Origin of the sequence: Mycolicibacterium sp. lyk4-40-TYG-92 (assembly GCF_030209435.1) — a bacterium.
Lineage (GTDB): Bacteria > Actinomycetota > Actinomycetes > Mycobacteriales > Mycobacteriaceae > Mycobacterium.
The window spans coordinates 112,737-129,653 of sequence record NZ_JARVRX010000003.1; the positions used below are offsets into that span (position 1 = coordinate 112,737).

Here is a 16,917-nt window from a genome sequence, read left to right on the forward strand (position 1 = left end):
ACAATCAGTGACCCGAATTCTGTTGCGCGACGCGCAAGTAGTGACCATGGCTCCGAATCGGCCCGACGCCGAGCGCATCGACATCCTCATCGAGGACGATCGCATCGCTGCGATGGGCGACCGCGTCGACGCCACCGGCGCCGACGTCGTCAACCTCACCGGCCGCATCGTCATCCCAGGGCTCATCAATGCCCACCTGCACACCTGGCAGACCGCGCTCCGGTTCGCCGGCGCGGACTGGTCGTTACTGGAATACCTGGCCCACACCCACGGCCACGTCGCCCGCAGATACCGCCCCGAGGACATGCACATCGGCACCTTGGCCGGTGCGTTGAACCAGATCAATTGTGGCACAACAACAGTGGGCGACTGGTGCCACAACTGCCTGACGCCGGCGCACGCCGACGCCGCGATCGACGCGCTGAACGCCGCCGGCATCCGCGCCGTCTTTTTGCACGGCACCCCGCATGGCGGCCCCGCCAAACCTCATGACCTGCGCGAGGTCGACCGACTCCTCGACGGCCCCATCGCCAAGAGCGCACTGCTCACCCTGGGCATGGCCATCAAGGGCCCCCAGTTGTCGACGTCCGACGTGGCGATCGCGGACTTGCGGGCAGCCGTCGAACGCGGCGTGATCGCATCGATGCACCAGAGCGTCGGCGCCCCCGGGCCGGGCTGGAAAGCCGTCGGCACTGCCGGCCTGTGGGGGCCACATGCCAACATCGTGCACGGCACCGGCCTGACCGACGACTGGGTCAAGAGGCTCGTCGACGCCGGAGCCAGCTTCACGTCCACCCCGGAAAACGAACTGGGGCAGGGACATTGCACGTCGATCACCGAACAACTACTGCGCGCCCACGCGGCGCCATCGCTGGGCACCGACACCGAGACCGCCGTCGGCGGCGAAGTTCTCACTGCCGCCCGCATCACCTTGGCCCACCAACGCGGACTGGCCCACGAGTTGGAATTGCACCGAACCGGCATGGGCGCACCGAGCGTCATGCCCACCAGCAAGCAGGCACTGTCGTGGGCGACCGTCCACGGCGCGCGCGCCCTGGGCTTGTCCGACCGCGTCGGCCACCTCGCCCCCGGGATGCATGCCGATCTGGTCGTCATCGACGCCCGGGCTTTGAACCTGTGGCCCGCCCACGACCCCATCGCTGCGGCGTTGCAAGCCGGCATCGCCAACATCGAGGCCGTCATGATCGCCGGCAACTGGCGCAAGCGCCACCATGCTCTGACGGACACCGACATCGATGCGGTCAAGGACCGGCTGAAGGAGTCGGGCGCACGTTTCGCAGACAAGATCCGCGCGACCGGCCCGGTGGCCCGCACCCGACGCCGCGTCGTCCGCACCGTTGTGCGCCGGCACCTCCGCCACCAGACGCGCTCCGGTGGCGGGTAGGAACGCCGCTACCCGACCGCGGCGGGCTCCGGAACGTCCGTGATCGCACTGTCGCGCGGTGACGGCGCATGCCGCGATTCCCAGCGGCGCAGCAGCTCGCGGCACGGCGACTCGATCAAGCCGTAGCTGACGGCGGCGATCGCGAACCCGAAAATCCAGGTGAGTATCAGCACGATCGGCATGTGGCCGTTGAACGGGAACTCGCCGATCACCGGGAACACCATCGCCAGCGCCGCGAGGTGCCAGATGAACAGGCCGTAGGACCAGCGTCCCAGCGTCACCATCGCGGTGCTGCCGAGGATGCGGTGCGGCGTTCCGGGTGCGTCCAGCACCAGCGGTGCCAGCAGCGCCCCGGCGACGACGGCGCCCATCGCCGTCTTGACCACCACCTGGCTGACGGCGCCCGGCGCGAGTCCGATGTTGCCGGCCAGCGGGGTCGCCGCGATGACGAACGCCGCCCCGGCGATGGCCGCCATCACCCACCGGCGCCGGGCCAGCTCGTGCATACGGCCGACGGGCATGACCGTCAGCTCGGCCAGCAGCATGCCGGCGGCGAACCACGAGAACAGCGCCGGCAGCCAGTTCATCTGGTTGACGCCGAACGGCAGGTGCCACGGCAGCGCGGGCCACGCGAAGCTCGCCACCGCCAGCGCCGCGATCACGGGCACGCGCCAGTCCACCGGCAGTCGGCGGGCCAGCAGCGCCAACAGCGGCAGCACCAGATAGAAGGAGACCTCGACGGCCAGGCTCCACATCTGCGTCAGCCCGGCGGTCAGCGTCAGCGGCACATAGACCTGGGTCAGCGTGAGGTTGGCGAGCCACACCGTGAGGTCGGCGTGGGCGTCGGGCAGCAGCGCCAGGATGACCACGACGGCCACCAGATAGCCCGGCATGATCCGGACGATGCGCGAGCGCAGATAGTGGCCCGTCGGCGGCCGGTGCCGTAGGCCCCGTGCGGCGGCGGCGTGCCCCCGCCACAACAGGAAGCCCGACAGCGCGAAGAACACGGCGACCGCCAGGTCGAAACGGGTGAACAACCGGCCGTACCAGCCGCTGCTGTTGGCTGTCTGGAACGCCACGTGCGTGAGCACGACACCCATGGCGGCGCAGGCCCGCATGCCCTCGACAGCGGGCAGGAAACTGCGGGTGCCGCTCACCTCAGCACCGTCCGCGGTGTCGTGTCCCTGGTCGCCCACGACCCCAGTGTGCCGGGTGCCCGGTCTCGGCGGCGAATCTCACCGACGCCCGCACACCACTCTGAGGGTGTGCCTTAGTAAGGGCTGTTAGGGTCAGTCGGGTTGCTGTGTGGCTGGCAGACAAAGTAAGGAGCACGGGTTGAACCGCGCTGTGGGGTTGCGAATCGCGGCATGCGTGTTGATGGGGCTCGGCGCCGCCCTGCTGATTGCTGCTCTGCTGTTGACTACTTATACGTCGGGCAAAATCGCCAAGATTCCGCTCGACATCGACACCACGCTGGTCAGCAACGGCACCGGGACCGCACTGGACCCCGCGTCGCTGCTGGGCGAGAAGTTCGTCGTCAACAAGAACGTGCCACTGGTGCTGCAGCGACAGCTCAGCGTCGAGAACCCGGCGAACGCCGACGTGGTGACGCTGCAGGTCGGTAACACCGTGCGCCGCACCGACAAGCAACAGGACAACGGCCTGCTGCTCGCGCTCGTCGACACCGTGACGCTCAACCGCACCACCGCCGCCGCGGTGACCGGTGCGGCCGGCTCGGTGCAGAAGCCGCGCACCATCGAGGACCAGAATCCGCCGACCAACATCGCGCTGCCGCACACCGGGCTGAGCTACCGCTTCCCGTTCAGCACGGAGAAGAAGACCTACCAGGTGTTCGACCCGATCGCGCAGAAGGCGTACGACGCCAACTACGAGGGCGAAGAAGACGTCAACGGGCTGTCGGTCTACAAGTTCACCCAGAACGTCGGCTTCGACGCCGACGGCAAGCTGGTCGAGCCGATCAAGTTCTCGTCGCTGTACGACAAGGACGAAGACGGTTCGGTGACCGCCCGCGCCGAGCTGTGGGGCGTGCCGTCCGCCGAGCCCACCGACCCGATCACCATGCAGCGCTACTACGCCGCAGCGCGCACCTTCTGGGTGGACCCGGTCTCCGGCACCATCGTCAAGGAGAAGGACCGCGGCTTCCACTACTACTCGCGCGATGCCCTCAAGCCTGAGGTGACGTTCGCCGACTACACCGTCACCTCCAACGAGCAGACAGTCGAGTCGCAGGTGGCCGCCGCCCACGACGAGCGTGACAAGCTGGCCCTGTGGGACCGCATCCTGCCCATCACCTTCGGTGGTCTGGGACTGGTCTTCCTCGTCGGTGGCGTGCTGCTGGCCGGGTACAGCCTGCGTTCGCAGGCCGCGTTGATCGACCCGGGCCTCGACGCCGCCGGGCACGGTTTCTTCGGCCGGCGTGACACCGATTCCGGGCCGATGCCCGCCGCTGAAGCCATGACCGAGAAGCTGCCCACCCAGCGGCCGACCGATCTGCCACCGGACCGGATCTGATCTCTTTTCGTCCGCGCATCACCCGCCGCTTCGCTCGCCCTGAATCCCTGCCGGCGCTGTACGCGCTGGGGCTGACGCTCGCTGTCACCGCGCCACTGCTGGCGCCCGGTTATCTGCTGCTTCGTGACGCGGTCTCGACGCCGCGGTCGTATCTGTCCGACGCCGCCCTGGGTTTGTCCGAGGCCGCGCCGCGGGCCCTGCCGCAGGACTTCTTCCTGGCCGTCCTCTCGCCCGTCGTCGACGGCGGAGTGCTGGTCAAAGCGCTGCTGATCCTGGGCCTGTGGTGCGCCGGCTGGGGCGCGGCGAAGCTGGCCGCCTCGGTTCTCGACGCCGGTCTCGGCGGGCAGCTGGTGGCCGTCACCGTCGCGGTGTGGAACCCCTACGTCGCCGAGCGGTTGTTGCAGGGGCACTGGAGCCTGCTGGTCGGCTACGGCTGCCTGCCCTGGGTCGCCCGCTCGAGCAATTTGTGCACGATTTCTCGCGGTGAGCGCGAACAATCGTGCACAGATCGCTGGGGCCTGGTGTTCTGGATCGCGCTGGCCGGGCTGACGCCGACGGGTCTGCTGCTGGCATTGGTGGTGGCGCTGGTGTGTTCGCGGACCTGGCGCGGGGTGTGGGTGGCGCTGGCCGCTTCAGTCGGAGCCGCGCTGCCCTGGCTGGTGGCGACGGTCGTGGCCCGCTCGGTGCTGCCGGTGGCGAGCGCCGGCGTGCCGGCATTCGCGGCGCGGGCAGAACCGGGACTCGGGACGCTGGGCAGCCTGGCCGGACTCGGCGGTATCTGGAACGCCGGCGCCGTTCCGGTGTCCCGGACGACGCTGTGGGCCCTGGTCGGGACGGTGGCGCTGCTGGCTGTGGTGGCCTGTGGAGCGCGGAAGGCGTGGTCGGTGGCGGCGGCTCGGCCGCTGCTGGTGCTCGCGGTCGTCGCCGTGGTGGTGCCCGCGCTGCTCGCGACCGATCCCGGGTCGGCGTTCCTCGACTGGCTGATCCGGACCGTCCCCAGTACCGGCGTGCTGCGCGACGGCCAGAAGTGGGTGGCGCTGGCAATGCCGGGCTATGCCCTGGCCGGTGCCGCCGCGGTGACGGTGCTTCGGCGCTGGCTGCCAACGGCTTTCGCGGCGGCGGGATGTTGCGTGGTGGTCGTGGCCGCGTTACCTGACCTGGCATGGGGTGTCGGCAGCCAGCTGCGGTCGGTGCAGTACCCGGCCGGCTGGTATTCGGTTGCGGCGCAGATCAATTCCGACCCGAGGCCCGTCGCGGTGCTGCCGCCCGACGTCATCCGGCAGTTCCCGTGGGCCGGCCCCTCGGCGGTCCTGGACCCGCTGCCCCGCTGGGTCTCCGCCGACGTGCTGGCGACCGGGGACCTCGTGATCGGGGGCCGGACCGTGCCGGGCGAAGGCGTGCGGGCACGGCGGGTGCAGGACCTGCTGCTGCGGGGCGCCGACGTGCACCAGTTGGCCGCGGCCGGGGTCGGCTGGGTGGTCGTGGAGGGCGGAGAAGGCGCAGTTCCCGCGTCATCATTGCCGATTGCCTATCGGGACAACGACATTGCGCTGTATCGAGTGGGTGGGACGACTCCCGCGGCAGCGGGACGGCCGCTGCTGATCGCCGCACACGTGGTGTGGTTGGGCATGCTGATCGGCGCGCTCGCCGCGATGGTGCTCCAGCGGCGGCGGGGCCTCAGTACGCTCCGTCGCCGCGTGCCACCACACTGATGGTCTTCAGGATGATGCCGACGTCCGTCAGCATCGACCAGTTGTCGACGTACGAAAGATCAAGGCGCACAGCCTTGTCCCACGTCAGGTCGGACCGGCCGCTGATCTGCCACAACCCCGTCACACCCGGCTTGACGAGCAGCTTGCGCCTGATGTCGCCGTTGTAGGTCTCGACCTCCCGGCGCAGCGGGGGCCGCGGACCGACCACACTCATGTCCTGCTTGAGCACATTGATGAACTGCGGGAGCTCGTCGATGCTGTAGCGGCGCAACACTTTACCGACCAGCGTCACCCGCGGATCGTCGCGCATCTTGAACATGACGCCGCCCGCCATCTCATTCGACGGAAGCAGTTCGCCGAGACGCTCCTCCGCGTCGACCACCATGCTGCGGAACTTGATCATGGTGAACGGCTCACCGTCCAACCCGATGCGTTCCGACCGGTAGAACACCGGACCGCGACTCGTCATCTTGATGGCGATGGCCGCGAGCACGAGCAGCGGCGCCGTCCCGATCAGCGCCGCCAGCGCGAATCCGAAGTCGAACGCCTTCTTCAGGAAACTCTTGGCGCCGTGATACTGCGGCTTCTCGACGTGCAGCAGCGGCATGCCGGCCACCGGCCGCATCGCCAGCCGCGCACCCGCCACGTCGAGCAAGCCGGGCGACACCACGAGGTCGACATCGGAGGCCTCCAGACGCCAGGTGAGCCGCTGGATTCCGGCGACACCGAAGTGTTCGGCGTCGGTCAGCGCCACGGTGTCGGCGGCGCAGCGGTCGCCTAGTGCGCCAAGCGCGTCGTTCTCGTCGCCGAAGATCGGGATCACCCGGTCGCCGACCGTGATGATGTCACCGCGCGCGCCGGGCTGGCCGGGGATGCCGGCGCCGACCACCACATAGCCGTCGCCGGGGTCGTTCATGAGTTCGGTGGCCAGGACCGCGATGGCGTCCCGATCACCAATGGCAAGAACAGATGTCAGGCATTCGCCCGCGTGCCGGCGCGCACGAACGCGGCGCCGCCACACCTTGCGGCCGATCAGCAGTCCGATCGTGCCCAAAGGGAAAGCCAGGGCCAGGTAACCGCGCGCGATCTCGAGCCGCGCCAGCAGGGCCACGATCGCGATCACCCCGAACGTCCAGAAAGACGCTGCGACGACGCGGCGATACTCTTCGATGCCACAGCCGAGGATCGACGCCGAGCGGGCGTGGTGCAGCGTCAGAACGGCCAGCCACAGGCAAGCCAGCACCAGCGAATACCCGGTATAGAGCATGGAGGCCGACGGGCCGTAACCCGCTCCGCCGAATCGGACCCATTGCGCGAACAGCATCGCGAGGACGATGGCCGCGGCGTCGGTGATCAGCACACGACGCGCGTAATGCGGCTGCCAGACCGTGCGTGAACTCGGCAGCCGGGTGAGCCCGAACGTCGACAGCGTCATCGGCAACTCCACATGCTCTACTCCTCAGAACCGGCGGTACATCGATGGAGCGGGATATCCAATTGCATTGAATGAGAACGGAGTTCGAACGCACAGCATCACCGGGCCCAGTTGCCTGGATCCGCAAAATTCGAGGGACACCCGAAGGCCAAAACCCGGAGGTGGCCCTCATTTCTATTAAATTTGACTTGGCCGTCAGTTTATGCGGCGGGGCGATGTCGAACAGCAAAACGGCGGATTTGCATCAGAAATGATCGCCACCATGAGGACGGGTTGCTGGTGACCCGCCATTCAAGGGCCCCGGACATGCCACCTGGCCCGAAGACCCGGTTGCCGGGCGTCATCGCCTCTTTCAGTCGACAGGCGCGCGCGTAGCCGTCGGACGAGCCGCCGGCGCGCTCGGATCGATCGGCGCCCGCCCGGCTCCGCTCGAATTACCTTGAACCGCTTGATCGTGGGACGTCTGAGGCCGGCCCGTTCCGTCGCGCTCTGCCCGTGCAGACTTCTTACGTTCCGCATCATCGCCCTCACGCGCGCCCCGTTCAGCGTCGCGCACCTTGAGGTCCTTGCCCTGACCGGCGCCGCCAGCCGAAGTAGACTGCGATGCTTGCTGTGCAGCTTGTGCGATCTGCTGCGGGATCTGTTGCAGGCCCTGCGCCAGGCCCTGCAAAGGCTGGGTGACCGATTGCGCCAGCTGACCGACCTGCTGGCCCACCTGCCCCAGCATTTGGCCCATTTGGCCGATCATCTGTTGGCCTGCCTGAGCACTGGGAGCGCCGTCGGTCGGTCCGCCCGTCTGGCTACCGGAACCATTACCGTCCATCCCGCCCGCAGCGGCCTTGATTCGTTCCCCAGCTTGTCGATCGCCGTCAGCGTATGCCCTCGACGCGCGCTGCAGGCGTTCCGAAAACTTGTCGGCAGTCTCCGTGACAGCGCCAAAGACCTCACCACGGCCCTCCAGCGCACTCGAAAGCGCCGTGGAAACGGCGGACGACACGACGCCGTGGCTGGTGTCAACGCCCTTACCGTCGGGCGCACCCGCGCCGAGTAGACCTGACATACCCGAGGAGACATCGGCGTGCTGCTGGGCGTAGTTCAACAATCCCGCAGGGTCGACGCGCAGCGGTTCGGTCATGACAGATCTCCCGTCCAGTGGGTAGCGAGTTCCAATGGAGACGTCAAGGTCGGTCACCTATTGGCAGCGGCCACCCCGGGATTGCGTCGCCGTGCGGAGGCGGCGTGTCTCTGAACCCGGTGATGGTGGCGCGACGTTCCGCGGCGTTCTGCGGCATGACGGCATTACAACGGTTTTGAGGTTCGGGGTATCTCCAATGCAGCGACTTTGTATCGCCTTTTGGACCCCATCCGCCAAAACTCGCCGCAGTGATAAACCAGTTGCCGAAAACGTCGAGGTCGGGCGAGAAAGCAGGCCCCTTCTGCGGAGTCGTAACATCACCGGGAGCATCCGGACCGATGCGAGGATCGTGCTGAGTCAGCGTGATCCGGACGGGATATACCCCGAGATCTTCAGGCTTGTCACCACCCTTATATGGCTCCCCGGTCACCGCGTCCGCGTTGACGGCAACAAACTTTCCTGGTCGCACGCGGCTGGCCACAAAATGGGGATAGGACCCTGTACAGACGATTGCTTCCCAGCCAGCCCCCTGCGGCACAAGCTCCAGGAAATGGTTGATCTCGTATCCGAAATGCGCAACCGCGCCCTTCGGAGTAGTCGGATATCCCTCGCCCAGCGGACGCACATACGTCTGTTGCAATAATTCCGCTTGCTTGAATGTCAGATTCTCCGGCGTCGCCCGCATGAAACCGGGATACACGTTGCTCGCATCCACAGTGAACGTCGCAACCCCATAGGCTTCCACATACGCACGGACCACCATGGCCGGACCCGTCGTAAGGTCAATGCCGGGTTCGGCGCTCCAACGGAACCGGAAATCATTGAGCAGGGGCGGCCAATACTGGAACAGGCGCTTCGACTCGGACGTCGTTGCACCGGTATCAGTTTTCGGATCATCGATACATCCAGAAACCAGCGAGACAACAGCAAAAAGACACGCAGCGATTCTCGTTATTCGCATTATCTAACCGGTCCCATAGATCGAGCCAGTGTAGGTGTTCCAGTACGACTGCAGAAGACTATCGATGGACCCTGATTTACCGATTGATTCAAGATAAGCCACGACCGCATTGTGGTAGTCCTGATAATCCCTGCCACCGTTTTGATCAGGCGGCTTCAACTTTCCATCTTCGAAATAGCCTGACAACTTCGACAAATCCCCCGCGTTCGACTGCGCCAGTACCTCCGCCATGTGCTGCTGCGTGGGAAATGTACCTGGAATGACAGGACTGGCTGCCTTACCTTCCTTCGGCTCCGGGCCGATGATGTATTCCTTACCGAGGTCCATCACGTCCTTCGCAGCACCACCGGGGGCGCCGAATTGGTCGACACCCGCGCCGGCAATGTCGTACAACTTCGAACGCAGTTGCCACGCATCGTGCTGAGCCTGAAAATCGTTGTGCAGTCGGGAATTTGCTTCGTCGAAGCTTCCCAGATTCAGCGCTGCCTGTAGACGACCTGCGGCCTGAGCCGAGAAGTCATCTTTCGCGCCATTTGGGTCCACCGCGGACAATGCCGCCTTGTCGAACATCTCATTCACGTGGTGCTGAGTGGCCTCGAAAACGATCTGGCTGGCAGTCTTCGGCACATGCGCGTCGGGCTTTTGGTCGGCCGGCGGATGGTCGGACATCAGCACGCTCATGACGTGGCGCGTGTTCGTCGGTTCAGTCTTACTGCCATCAGCCGGATCAAGTGGCGGGAACAGTCCGTTGTTTCCACCGGTGTTGTTGCCCACCATGTCGTCAAGATACGGAGATAAGGCCCGCGCCCAATCACGGGTGAGTTCGGGGTTGACCTGGCCAAGGGACTGGCCGAGCGATTGGCCCGGCGCGCTTTCCAAATTCAGCAAGTGATGCTTGTCCGGGTCGCTCATGTACTCGGCGAGAGCATGCGCCGTCTGCGCAGCACGACCGTTCGAATCGTGCGCGGCAGTGTCTCCGACCCAGTCAAAGAGGCCGCCAGCGGCCAATCCGTTGTCCTGCCACTCATGCTTGGTGAGATTATCGAGAAAATTGTCCCTGCCAGACCCAGTAACGGCATCGTGGATCACCATGTCGTCCTTGTTCAGGGCGTTGAACATATTCTGTAGGGTCGGGTCAACGTGCTCGTGGTACCAACGCGCGCGGTCTGCCCCATCGGCTCCGGGCGCGTGAGCCTGAGCGATCGTCATGTTGTTCGACTGATCCAGCATTTCCTGGCTTTTTGTGAACAGCCCTGAATCGAGGGCGGTTCCTGCCTGGAGATCGCGATTGCCGCTCTGGACGATGTTGGCGAGGTCGTTCAGTCCAGTCGTTCCATGCATTGGACCGATGGGGTCCGGTGGTACCAACCACCGACCGTCTGCGAACACGCCACTGCTGAAATCCTGTGTCAGAGCGGGCCCATCGAGCACCTTCTGAATGCCGTCGGGCAGGGCGTACTTTCCACCGCTGGACGGATGGTCAATTGACGGAGGTTGTGTCTCCGGCAGTCCCGTCTTGATGTTGGGGTTCGATGCGAGCTGAAAGACATCAGCGACGCGTTTACCGTCAGGGCCGGCTTTGTCCATGATCGCTTTGATCTCGGCCGGCGTCTTGTCGCCGAATGCGCGGGAGAATCCCTGGAGATACGCCATCTGGTCGGGCGGCATATTCAGTTTTCCGTTGTGCAGCGCGGCCTGTTGCTCGGGACTCAGGGTGGTGTTTTGTGTCAGACGCTCACGCTGTTCCGGGGTCAGCTGTCCGTTCTGCAGGGCATTGGCATCGTCAGCGCCCGTTTGAGCCGGCGACTTCTTGTCGTCCTTGCCATCCTTTTTGTCATCGCCGACGACCGTTTCCTTGTCGCCCTTGTTGTCCTTGTCGTCCTTCTTGTCGTCCTTCGGCGACAGCGGCAGGTCGCCTTTGATTGCGCTGTACTGCGTTGTGAGCGCCTTGATGTCGCCGGCAACGGCATTCTGCTGCGTCACAGTCGACGTCAGCAGATCGCTAACCTGCTTGAGTCCCTGACTGGCGATGGGCAACAACTGCATGTCGCGGTTACGTCCGGCCGGCACCTGGGCCGCCATATCCTGAACCCACTTACGGGTCTCATCAAGGCCCTGCCGACCCTTCGTGACGATCTCGGCCGATCGATCGACAGTGGCGCGCAACTGCTGGTCCAGGTCCGCCAGTCCACCTAGGGCACGTCCCTGACTGTTGTTGGCCTTGCCATAAGCAGTGGACGCGGTACCGCTCCAGTTATCCCCTGGCGCTGCAGCCTGCACGGTGGCCTGCATGCCACGCAACTGCGTGCTCTTGTCGAAATGTTCGCCCGTCTGCGGCGTACCGGTACCGAATGTGGCGTGCGCCCGCTGCCACACCGAATCAAACGCATCGAGCACATCCCCCATACCGACCTAGTCTATTCGTGGTCGGCGAACTGCCAGACGGTAATTTCCCAGCTCAAGCCAGTTTCGCTCGCAGTCGCGTCAGACGATCCCGTTGACGAACTTGCCGTCCCGGACCGCTTGGGCAACGGTCAGCATCGCGGAAGCGCTTTGCGGCCACGAGAATTCGGCAGCCCGCACCTGTGCCTTGGCGCCCAGCTGATCGCGCAGGACGGCGTCGGTCAGCAGGGTCTCGAGCGCGGTCACCAAGCCGCGGTGGTCGTCGACCAGCAGGCCCGTCACCCCGTCGACGATCGAGTCGGTGAGGCCACCCGAGGACCGGTAGCCGACCGTCGGCACGCCGTGCTGCGCGGCCTCGATGACGGCCAGCGCCCAGCCTTCCTTGCGCGACGGCAGCGCATGGACCCAAGCCTGTTGCAGCACTTCGTGTTTGGTGGCCTCGTCGACGTGGCCGTGGAACGTGACCGCGGAACTGATGCCGAGCCGCCGGGCGTGCGCGACCAGCCGCTCGTCCCACCAGCCGCCGCCGACGACATCCAGCCGGAGGCCCGGCACCACCGGCGCCAGCAGCGCGACGGCGTCGAGCACGTCCTCGATCTGCTTGTGCGGCACCAACCGCGACAGCACCACGATGCGCGGCTGCTCCGAGCGCGACGCCGACAACGACTCAGCAGGCGCGAGGTCGACCCCGTTGCGGACGACGGCGATCCGCGAAGCGTCGACGCCCAGGTCCACCAGATCGCGCGCCGACGGCAGCGACACCGTCACGTACTGGTTGTTCCGATGCAGCCGGGGCGAGAGCCGCGACTCCACGAACCAGCCGAACTTGCTCATCAACCGCCCAGCTACCGGCCACTGGTCGCGGTGGCAGTGATGGACCAGCACCATCGCGCGCCGGCCGTAGGCCAAGCGAGCCAGGAAAGGAATGCCGTTCTGCGAATCGATCACCACATCCGGCCGGACGCCGCGCAGCGGACCCAGCCCGACGCGGGCCAGCACCATGGCCAGCCCGGCCCAGATGTAGACCGACAACCGGCCACCGCCGCGGCTGATCCGGATGCCGTCGACAACTTCGGTGCGCGACGCCCCGCGATACCGGGCGGTCCGCAGCGTCACCCGCACTCCGGACTCGGCCAGCTGTGCGCCGATGCGCTGGAGATACGTCTCACTGCCACCGCCCTGGGGGTGGCCGGTATCGCGCCAGCAGAGCAGCAGCACCGACCGGATCTCGTCAGGAGATCCAGCAGGCTGCTGGGGGTGGTCTGGCATCGAATGAAGGGTACCGGTCAGTAGGGTTGCGGAGTGAATCGCTGGGCAGCCAAACGACTGGTCACCACGCGCAAGCGGGCCACCCTCTCCCGCTCGATCCGACTGCTCAGCGAGTTCCGTTTCGAGCAGACCGACCCGGCCCGCTTCTACGGCGGCCTCGCCCGCGACACGGTCGCCTTGGTGGACGGCCTGTGGCGCGACCTCAACGGAACCGCACCCGAGGGCGCGACGGTGCTCGACGTGGGCGGTGGCCCTGGCTACTTCGCCACCGAATTCTCCAGCGCCGGAATGACGTACATCGGTGTCGAGCCCGATGAGGCCGAGGCGCACGCCGGAGCCGCCCTGGCGGCGACATCCAGCACGAGCCCGGCCGCCCAGCCCGATGCCGCCGGCACCTTCGTGCGCGCCTCGGGCATGGCGCTGCCGTTCGCCGACGACAGCGTCGACATCTGCTTGTCGTCGAACGTCGCCGAGCACGTTCGCGAACCGTGGCTGATGGGCCGGGAGATGTTGCGGGTCACCCGGCCGGGCGGACTGGCGATCCTGTCGTACACGGTGTGGCTCGGCCCCTTCGGTGGCCACGAGATGGGGCTGACGCATTACCTGGGGGGCCGGCGGGCCGCCGAGATGTACACCCGCAAACACGGTCACCGGCCGAAGAACGACTACGGATCGTCGTTGTTCGCGGTATCGGCCGCAGCTGGGCTGGAATGGGCACGCAGCACGGGGGCGCTGGTTGCCGCATTCCCCCGCTACCACCCGCAATGGGCCTGGCGTGCGACTTCTGTACCGGTGTTACAGGAGTTCTTGACGAGCAACCTGGTGTTGGTGCTCCGACCCAGCTGAACGACCTAAATGGAACATGTTCTCGTTTGGCCGAAAACTCGGTAGTGTGACGGCCATGACACAGAGCACGGCTTTCAAAACCGAGTGGGACCAGCTGTTCATCGGCGGTCAGTGGACCGCACCCTCGACGTCGGACGTCATCGAGGTGCACTCCCCGGCCACCGGCGAGCTCGTCGGCAAGGTGCCCCTGGCCTCGAAGGCCGATGTGGATGCCGCCTGTGCCGCGGCCCGCAAGGCGTTCGACGAGGGCCCGTGGCCCAAGATGTCCCCGGCCGAGCGCGCCGCGGTGATCGCCGAGGCGTCGCGCATCATGACCGAGCGCGCCGACGAACTGAAGTTCCTGCTGTCCGCCGAGACCGGCCAGCCCCCGAGCATCGTCGACATGATGCAGTACGGCGCGGCCATGTCGTCGTTCAACTACTACGCAGGCGCCGCCGACAAGTTCCAGTGGAGCGACATCCGCGACGGCATCTACGGCCAGACGCTGGTGACCCGCGAGCCCATCGGCGTCGTCGCCGCCGTCGCCGCGTGGAACGTGCCGTTCTTCCTGGCCGCCAACAAGCTGGGCCCGGCGCTGCTGGCCGGCTGCACCGTCGTCCTCAAGCCCGCCGCCGAGACGCCGCTGTCGGTGTTCGCCATGGCGCAGGCCTTCGCCGACGCCGGCCTGCCCGAGGGCGTGCTGTCGATCGTGCCGGGTGGCCCCGAGACCGGCCGCGCGCTGACCGCCAACCCCGAGATCGACAAGTTCACCTTCACCGGCAGCTCGGCCGTCGGCAAGGAGATCGGCAAGGTCGCCGCCGAGCGGCTCAAGCCCTGCACCCTGGAACTCGGTGGCAAGTCCGCGGCGATCATCCTCGAGGACGCCGACTTGGACTCGACCCTCCCGATGCTGCTGTTCTCGGGTCTGATGAACACCGGCCAGGCCTGTGTCGGCCAGACCCGCATCCTGGCGCCGCGGTCGCGGTACGACGAGGTCGTCGAGAAGGTGGCCGCCGGCGCGGCCGCCATGCAGGTCGGTCTGCCCGACAACCCGGCCGCCATGATCGGCCCGCTGATCAGCGAGAAGCAGCGCGAGCGCGTCGAGAGCTACATCAAGAAGGGTGTTGAAGAAGGCGCCCGCATCGCCACCGGCGGCGGCCGCCCCGAAGGCCTGGATTCCGGTTGGTTCGTGCAGCCGACGGTGTTCGCCGATGTCGACAACTCCATGACCATCGCCCAGGAGGAGATCTTCGGCCCGGTGCTGGCGATCATCCCCTTCGACACCGAAGAAGACGCCATCCGGATCGCCAACGACTCGGACTACGGCCTGGCCGGCAGCGTCTACACCACCGACATCCCACGCGCCATGAAGATCGCCTCGCAGATTCGCACCGGCACCTACGCGGTCAACATGTACGCGTTCGATCCGGGCGCGCCGTTCGGCGGCTACAAGAACTCGGGCATCGGCCGCGAGAACGGCCCCGAGGGCATCGAGGCCTACTGCCAGGCCAAGAGTGTGCTGCTGCCGTTCGGCTACACCCCGGAGTAACACCGCCTTCGTCCGGATGGCCACCCGCGTCTCGTCCTTCGCCCCTCGGGGGACTCGGCCGGGTGGCCATTCGGCTTTTCGGCACCCGTTTTTTAACCCAGGCGACACCCAGCAATGGCTGATACCGTCACGCCCGTCCGAAGGTCTGGCAAACAATCTGGGAGGAAACGCATGGCTGTCTCTGTAGATCTCGACAAGGCACTCGACAAGGCTTACGAGGAGAAGTCCCTCAAGGACATCCTCGACGCATCGCCCGCAGCGCTGGCCGGGGTCAGTGACTCCGACGCCGAGCACCTCGCCGCGGCGTTCAACATCAAGACCGTGCGCCAGCTCGGTGCCAACAAGTACTTCGCCGTCGCCGCCGCGCTCGTGGCGCTGGAGAACGCCGGCTAGTTTTCCGCGCGGGATTCACCGCGAACAGTCGCAAACCTGCCCCTTTTCCTTGGAGGAGGGGCAGTTTTGCGTTTCCCGCACGTGGGCGGCACCCCGGGAGTTGAGTGGGAACTGAGGTCGCAAAAGTTCGAGTGCGCAGATGCGTTGGTTCGCAGTCAACGAAATTCTCGCGCGGCCGGCGCTCGAGCTGGAACGAGCCTAGGCCCCCCGGAACTGGGCGGCACGACGCTCGACGAAGGACTGGACGCCTTCAGCGGCGTCCTGGGTGGTGAACAACCTGGACACTTCGGGTTGGAGCCGTCCGACCGCAGCTTGCGGGTCAGTGAGCGCGAGTTGCGCCGAGGCCAGCGTCGCCTGCACACCCAGTGGGGCCGCGCGGTCGGCGATTGTGTGGGCGATCTCGATGGCCCGCACGCGAGCGGCCGCGGCATCCTCGGCGACCTCCTGCACGAGGCCGATACGGTGCGCTTCGGTCGCGCCGAATTCGTCGCCCGTCAGCAGCCACCGCATGGCGTTGCCCCAGCCCGCGTCGCGCGGTAGCCGTACGCTGGCGCCGCCGAACGGGTAGATGCCGCGCAGTACCTCGATCTGAGCGAACCGGGCGTCGGCGGCAGCCACCCGAATGTCTGCGGCGAGCAGCAGTTCGATACCGAGTGTCAGGCACCGCCCTTGGACCGCCGCGACGAGCGGTTTGGTCCATGGCCCGTCGAGCCGCCACGGGTCACGACCGTCGGCGGGGAACGGACTCGCCCCCGCCGCAATGGACGGTGCGACGTCGAGCAGATCCAGCCCCGCGGTGAAGTGCTCACCATGCGCGACGAGCACTCCCACACGCAGGCTGCCGTCGCGCTCCAACAGGCCGTAGGCCCGTGACAGATCCGCCAGCATCGCGCGGTCGAACGCATTTCGCTTCTCGGGCCGGTTCAGGCCCATCACCAGAACATGCCCATCCCGCTCGAGGGTGACGGTCTGCAGATCGAGATCGGTCGTCATGCAAGCAGTGAACTCTTGATCCCAGAATTATGCAATAGACCATAGTTTTGGCCACGCACAGTCGCCAGAGCGGCCCGATAGTGACCTGGCATACATTCCTTGGCCCGATGTGTGCGACGTTTTATGCTCATCCCCATATCGAGGAGGGCGCGCCATGTGGGTGGTCGAGGTCAACGTGAAGGGTCATCGCTTCACGCATACCGTCCTGGGTGCCAACGCGCGGCTGCGTGAGGCAGCGCGCGGCGTACAGGATCGGATGACGCAGCTGCGGAACCGGGTCACGCATTGACGTCAGCTGAGCCCGC

At 66.3% G+C, this 16,917-nt stretch carries 14 protein-coding genes; 7 read left to right on the forward strand and 7 right to left on the reverse strand.

The features are described from left to right. The first annotated feature begins 7 nt into the window (after positions 1–7). Positions 8–1,405, forward strand: coding sequence for an amidohydrolase family protein (locus QRN63_RS06755; RefSeq protein WP_285030101.1), 1,398 nt, complete (start codon positions 8–10; stop codon positions 1,403–1,405). 8 nt (positions 1,406–1,413) lie between these two features. Here the strand turns inward: QRN63_RS06755 and QRN63_RS06760 are convergent, their stop codons facing one another. Then, positions 1,414–2,523 (reverse strand): acyltransferase family protein, encoded by a 1,110-nt coding sequence (locus tag QRN63_RS06760; RefSeq protein WP_267316658.1) that lies wholly within the window; start codon positions 2,521–2,523, stop codon positions 1,414–1,416. 217 nt (positions 2,524–2,740) lie between these two features. On the opposite strand from QRN63_RS06760, the gene pgfA reads away from it, so the two are divergent. Further along, entirely contained in the window at positions 2,741–3,937 is a 1,197-nt protein-coding gene (pgfA, locus tag QRN63_RS06765; RefSeq protein WP_267316121.1) for a cell envelope lipid trafficking protein PgfA, read from the forward strand. Positions 3,938–3,984: 47 nt separating this feature from the next. Then, positions 3,985–5,649, forward strand: a complete 1,665-nt coding sequence (locus QRN63_RS06770; RefSeq protein ID WP_285030544.1) for an MmpA family trehalose lipid delivery protein — start codon at positions 3,985–3,987, stop codon at positions 5,647–5,649. Here the strand turns inward: QRN63_RS06770 and QRN63_RS06775 are convergent. From QRN63_RS06775 to QRN63_RS06795, 5 genes are all read right to left on the reverse strand, one after another. After that, positions 5,615–7,096 (reverse strand): sugar transferase, encoded by a 1,482-nt coding sequence (locus QRN63_RS06775; protein WP_285030102.1) that lies wholly within the window; start codon positions 7,094–7,096, stop codon positions 5,615–5,617. The genes QRN63_RS06770 and QRN63_RS06775 overlap by 35 nt on opposite strands. 340 nt (positions 7,097–7,436) lie before the next feature. Then, entirely contained in the window at positions 7,437–8,219 is a 783-nt protein-coding gene (locus tag QRN63_RS06780) for a type VII secretion target (protein ID WP_285030104.1), read from the reverse strand. 43 nt (positions 8,220–8,262) lie between these two features. Beyond that, a complete protein-coding gene (locus tag QRN63_RS06785; protein WP_285030106.1) occupies positions 8,263–9,180 on the reverse strand; it encodes a hypothetical protein in 918 nt (305 codons plus the stop codon). Positions 9,181–9,183: 3 nt separating this feature from the next. After that, complete coding sequence (locus QRN63_RS06790; protein ID WP_285030108.1) at positions 9,184–11,586, reverse strand: TPR repeat domain-containing protein; 2,403 nt, start codon at positions 11,584–11,586, stop codon at positions 9,184–9,186. Positions 11,587–11,664: 78 nt separating this feature from the next. Further along, the gene (locus QRN63_RS06795) at positions 11,665–12,852 is read right to left on the reverse strand and encodes a glycosyltransferase family 4 protein (protein ID WP_285030110.1); all 1,188 of its coding nucleotides are present in this window, start codon (positions 12,850–12,852) and stop codon (positions 11,665–11,667) included. Between the two features lie 33 nt (positions 12,853–12,885). Here QRN63_RS06795 and QRN63_RS06800 point away from each other — a divergent pair, with 33 nt between their 5' ends. The 3 genes from QRN63_RS06800 (at position 12,886) to QRN63_RS06810 (ending at position 15,619) form a co-directional block, all read left to right on the forward strand. Then, positions 12,886–13,698: a class I SAM-dependent methyltransferase gene (locus QRN63_RS06800; protein ID WP_285030112.1), complete on the forward strand. Its 813-nt coding sequence runs from the start codon at positions 12,886–12,888 to the stop codon at positions 13,696–13,698. Between the two features lie 55 nt (positions 13,699–13,753). Next, positions 13,754–15,226, forward strand: a complete 1,473-nt coding sequence (locus tag QRN63_RS06805) for an aldehyde dehydrogenase (protein WP_267320489.1) — start codon at positions 13,754–13,756, stop codon at positions 15,224–15,226. Positions 15,227–15,397: 171 nt separating this feature from the next. After that, a complete protein-coding gene (locus QRN63_RS06810) occupies positions 15,398–15,619 on the forward strand; it encodes a hypothetical protein (protein ID WP_267320490.1) in 222 nt (73 codons plus the stop codon). 198 nt (positions 15,620–15,817) lie between these two features. Here the strand turns inward: QRN63_RS06810 and QRN63_RS06815 are convergent, their stop codons facing one another. After that, on the reverse strand, positions 15,818–16,612 hold the full coding sequence (locus tag QRN63_RS06815) for a crotonase/enoyl-CoA hydratase family protein (protein WP_285030114.1): 795 nt from the start codon (positions 16,610–16,612) through the stop codon (positions 15,818–15,820). Positions 16,613–16,766: 154 nt separating this feature from the next. On the opposite strand from QRN63_RS06815, the gene QRN63_RS06820 reads away from it, so the two are divergent. Beyond that, the gene (locus QRN63_RS06820) at positions 16,767–16,901 is read left to right on the forward strand and encodes a hypothetical protein (protein WP_267320492.1); all 135 of its coding nucleotides are present in this window, start codon (positions 16,767–16,769) and stop codon (positions 16,899–16,901) included. Positions 16,902–16,917 lie beyond the last annotated feature (16 nt).

Bases quoted from the DNA above. Each gene is read 5' to 3' on its own strand.
- QRN63_RS06760 (WP_267316658.1), bottom strand. From the start codon at position 2,523: ATGCGGGCCTGCGCCGCCATGGGTGTCGTGCTCACGCACGTGGCGTTC.
- QRN63_RS06780 (WP_285030104.1), bottom strand. From the start codon at position 8,219: ATGACCGAACCGCTGCGCGTCGACCCTGCGGGATTGTTGAACTACGCC.
- QRN63_RS06785 (WP_285030106.1), bottom strand. From the start codon at position 9,180: ATGCGAATAACGAGAATCGCTGCGTGTCTTTTTGCTGTTGTCTCGCTG.
- QRN63_RS06790 (WP_285030108.1), bottom strand. From the start codon at position 11,586: ATGGGGGATGTGCTCGATGCGTTTGATTCGGTGTGGCAGCGGGCGCAC.
- QRN63_RS06795 (WP_285030110.1), bottom strand. From the start codon at position 12,852: ATGCCAGACCACCCCCAGCAGCCTGCTGGATCTCCTGACGAGATCCGG.
- QRN63_RS06805 (WP_267320489.1), top strand. From the start codon at position 13,754: ATGACACAGAGCACGGCTTTCAAAACCGAGTGGGACCAGCTGTTCATC.
- QRN63_RS06810 (WP_267320490.1), top strand. From the start codon at position 15,398: ATGGCTGTCTCTGTAGATCTCGACAAGGCACTCGACAAGGCTTACGAG.
- QRN63_RS06815 (WP_285030114.1), bottom strand. From the start codon at position 16,612: ATGACGACCGATCTCGATCTGCAGACCGTCACCCTCGAGCGGGATGGG.
- QRN63_RS06820 (WP_267320492.1), top strand. From the start codon at position 16,767: ATGTGGGTGGTCGAGGTCAACGTGAAGGGTCATCGCTTCACGCATACC.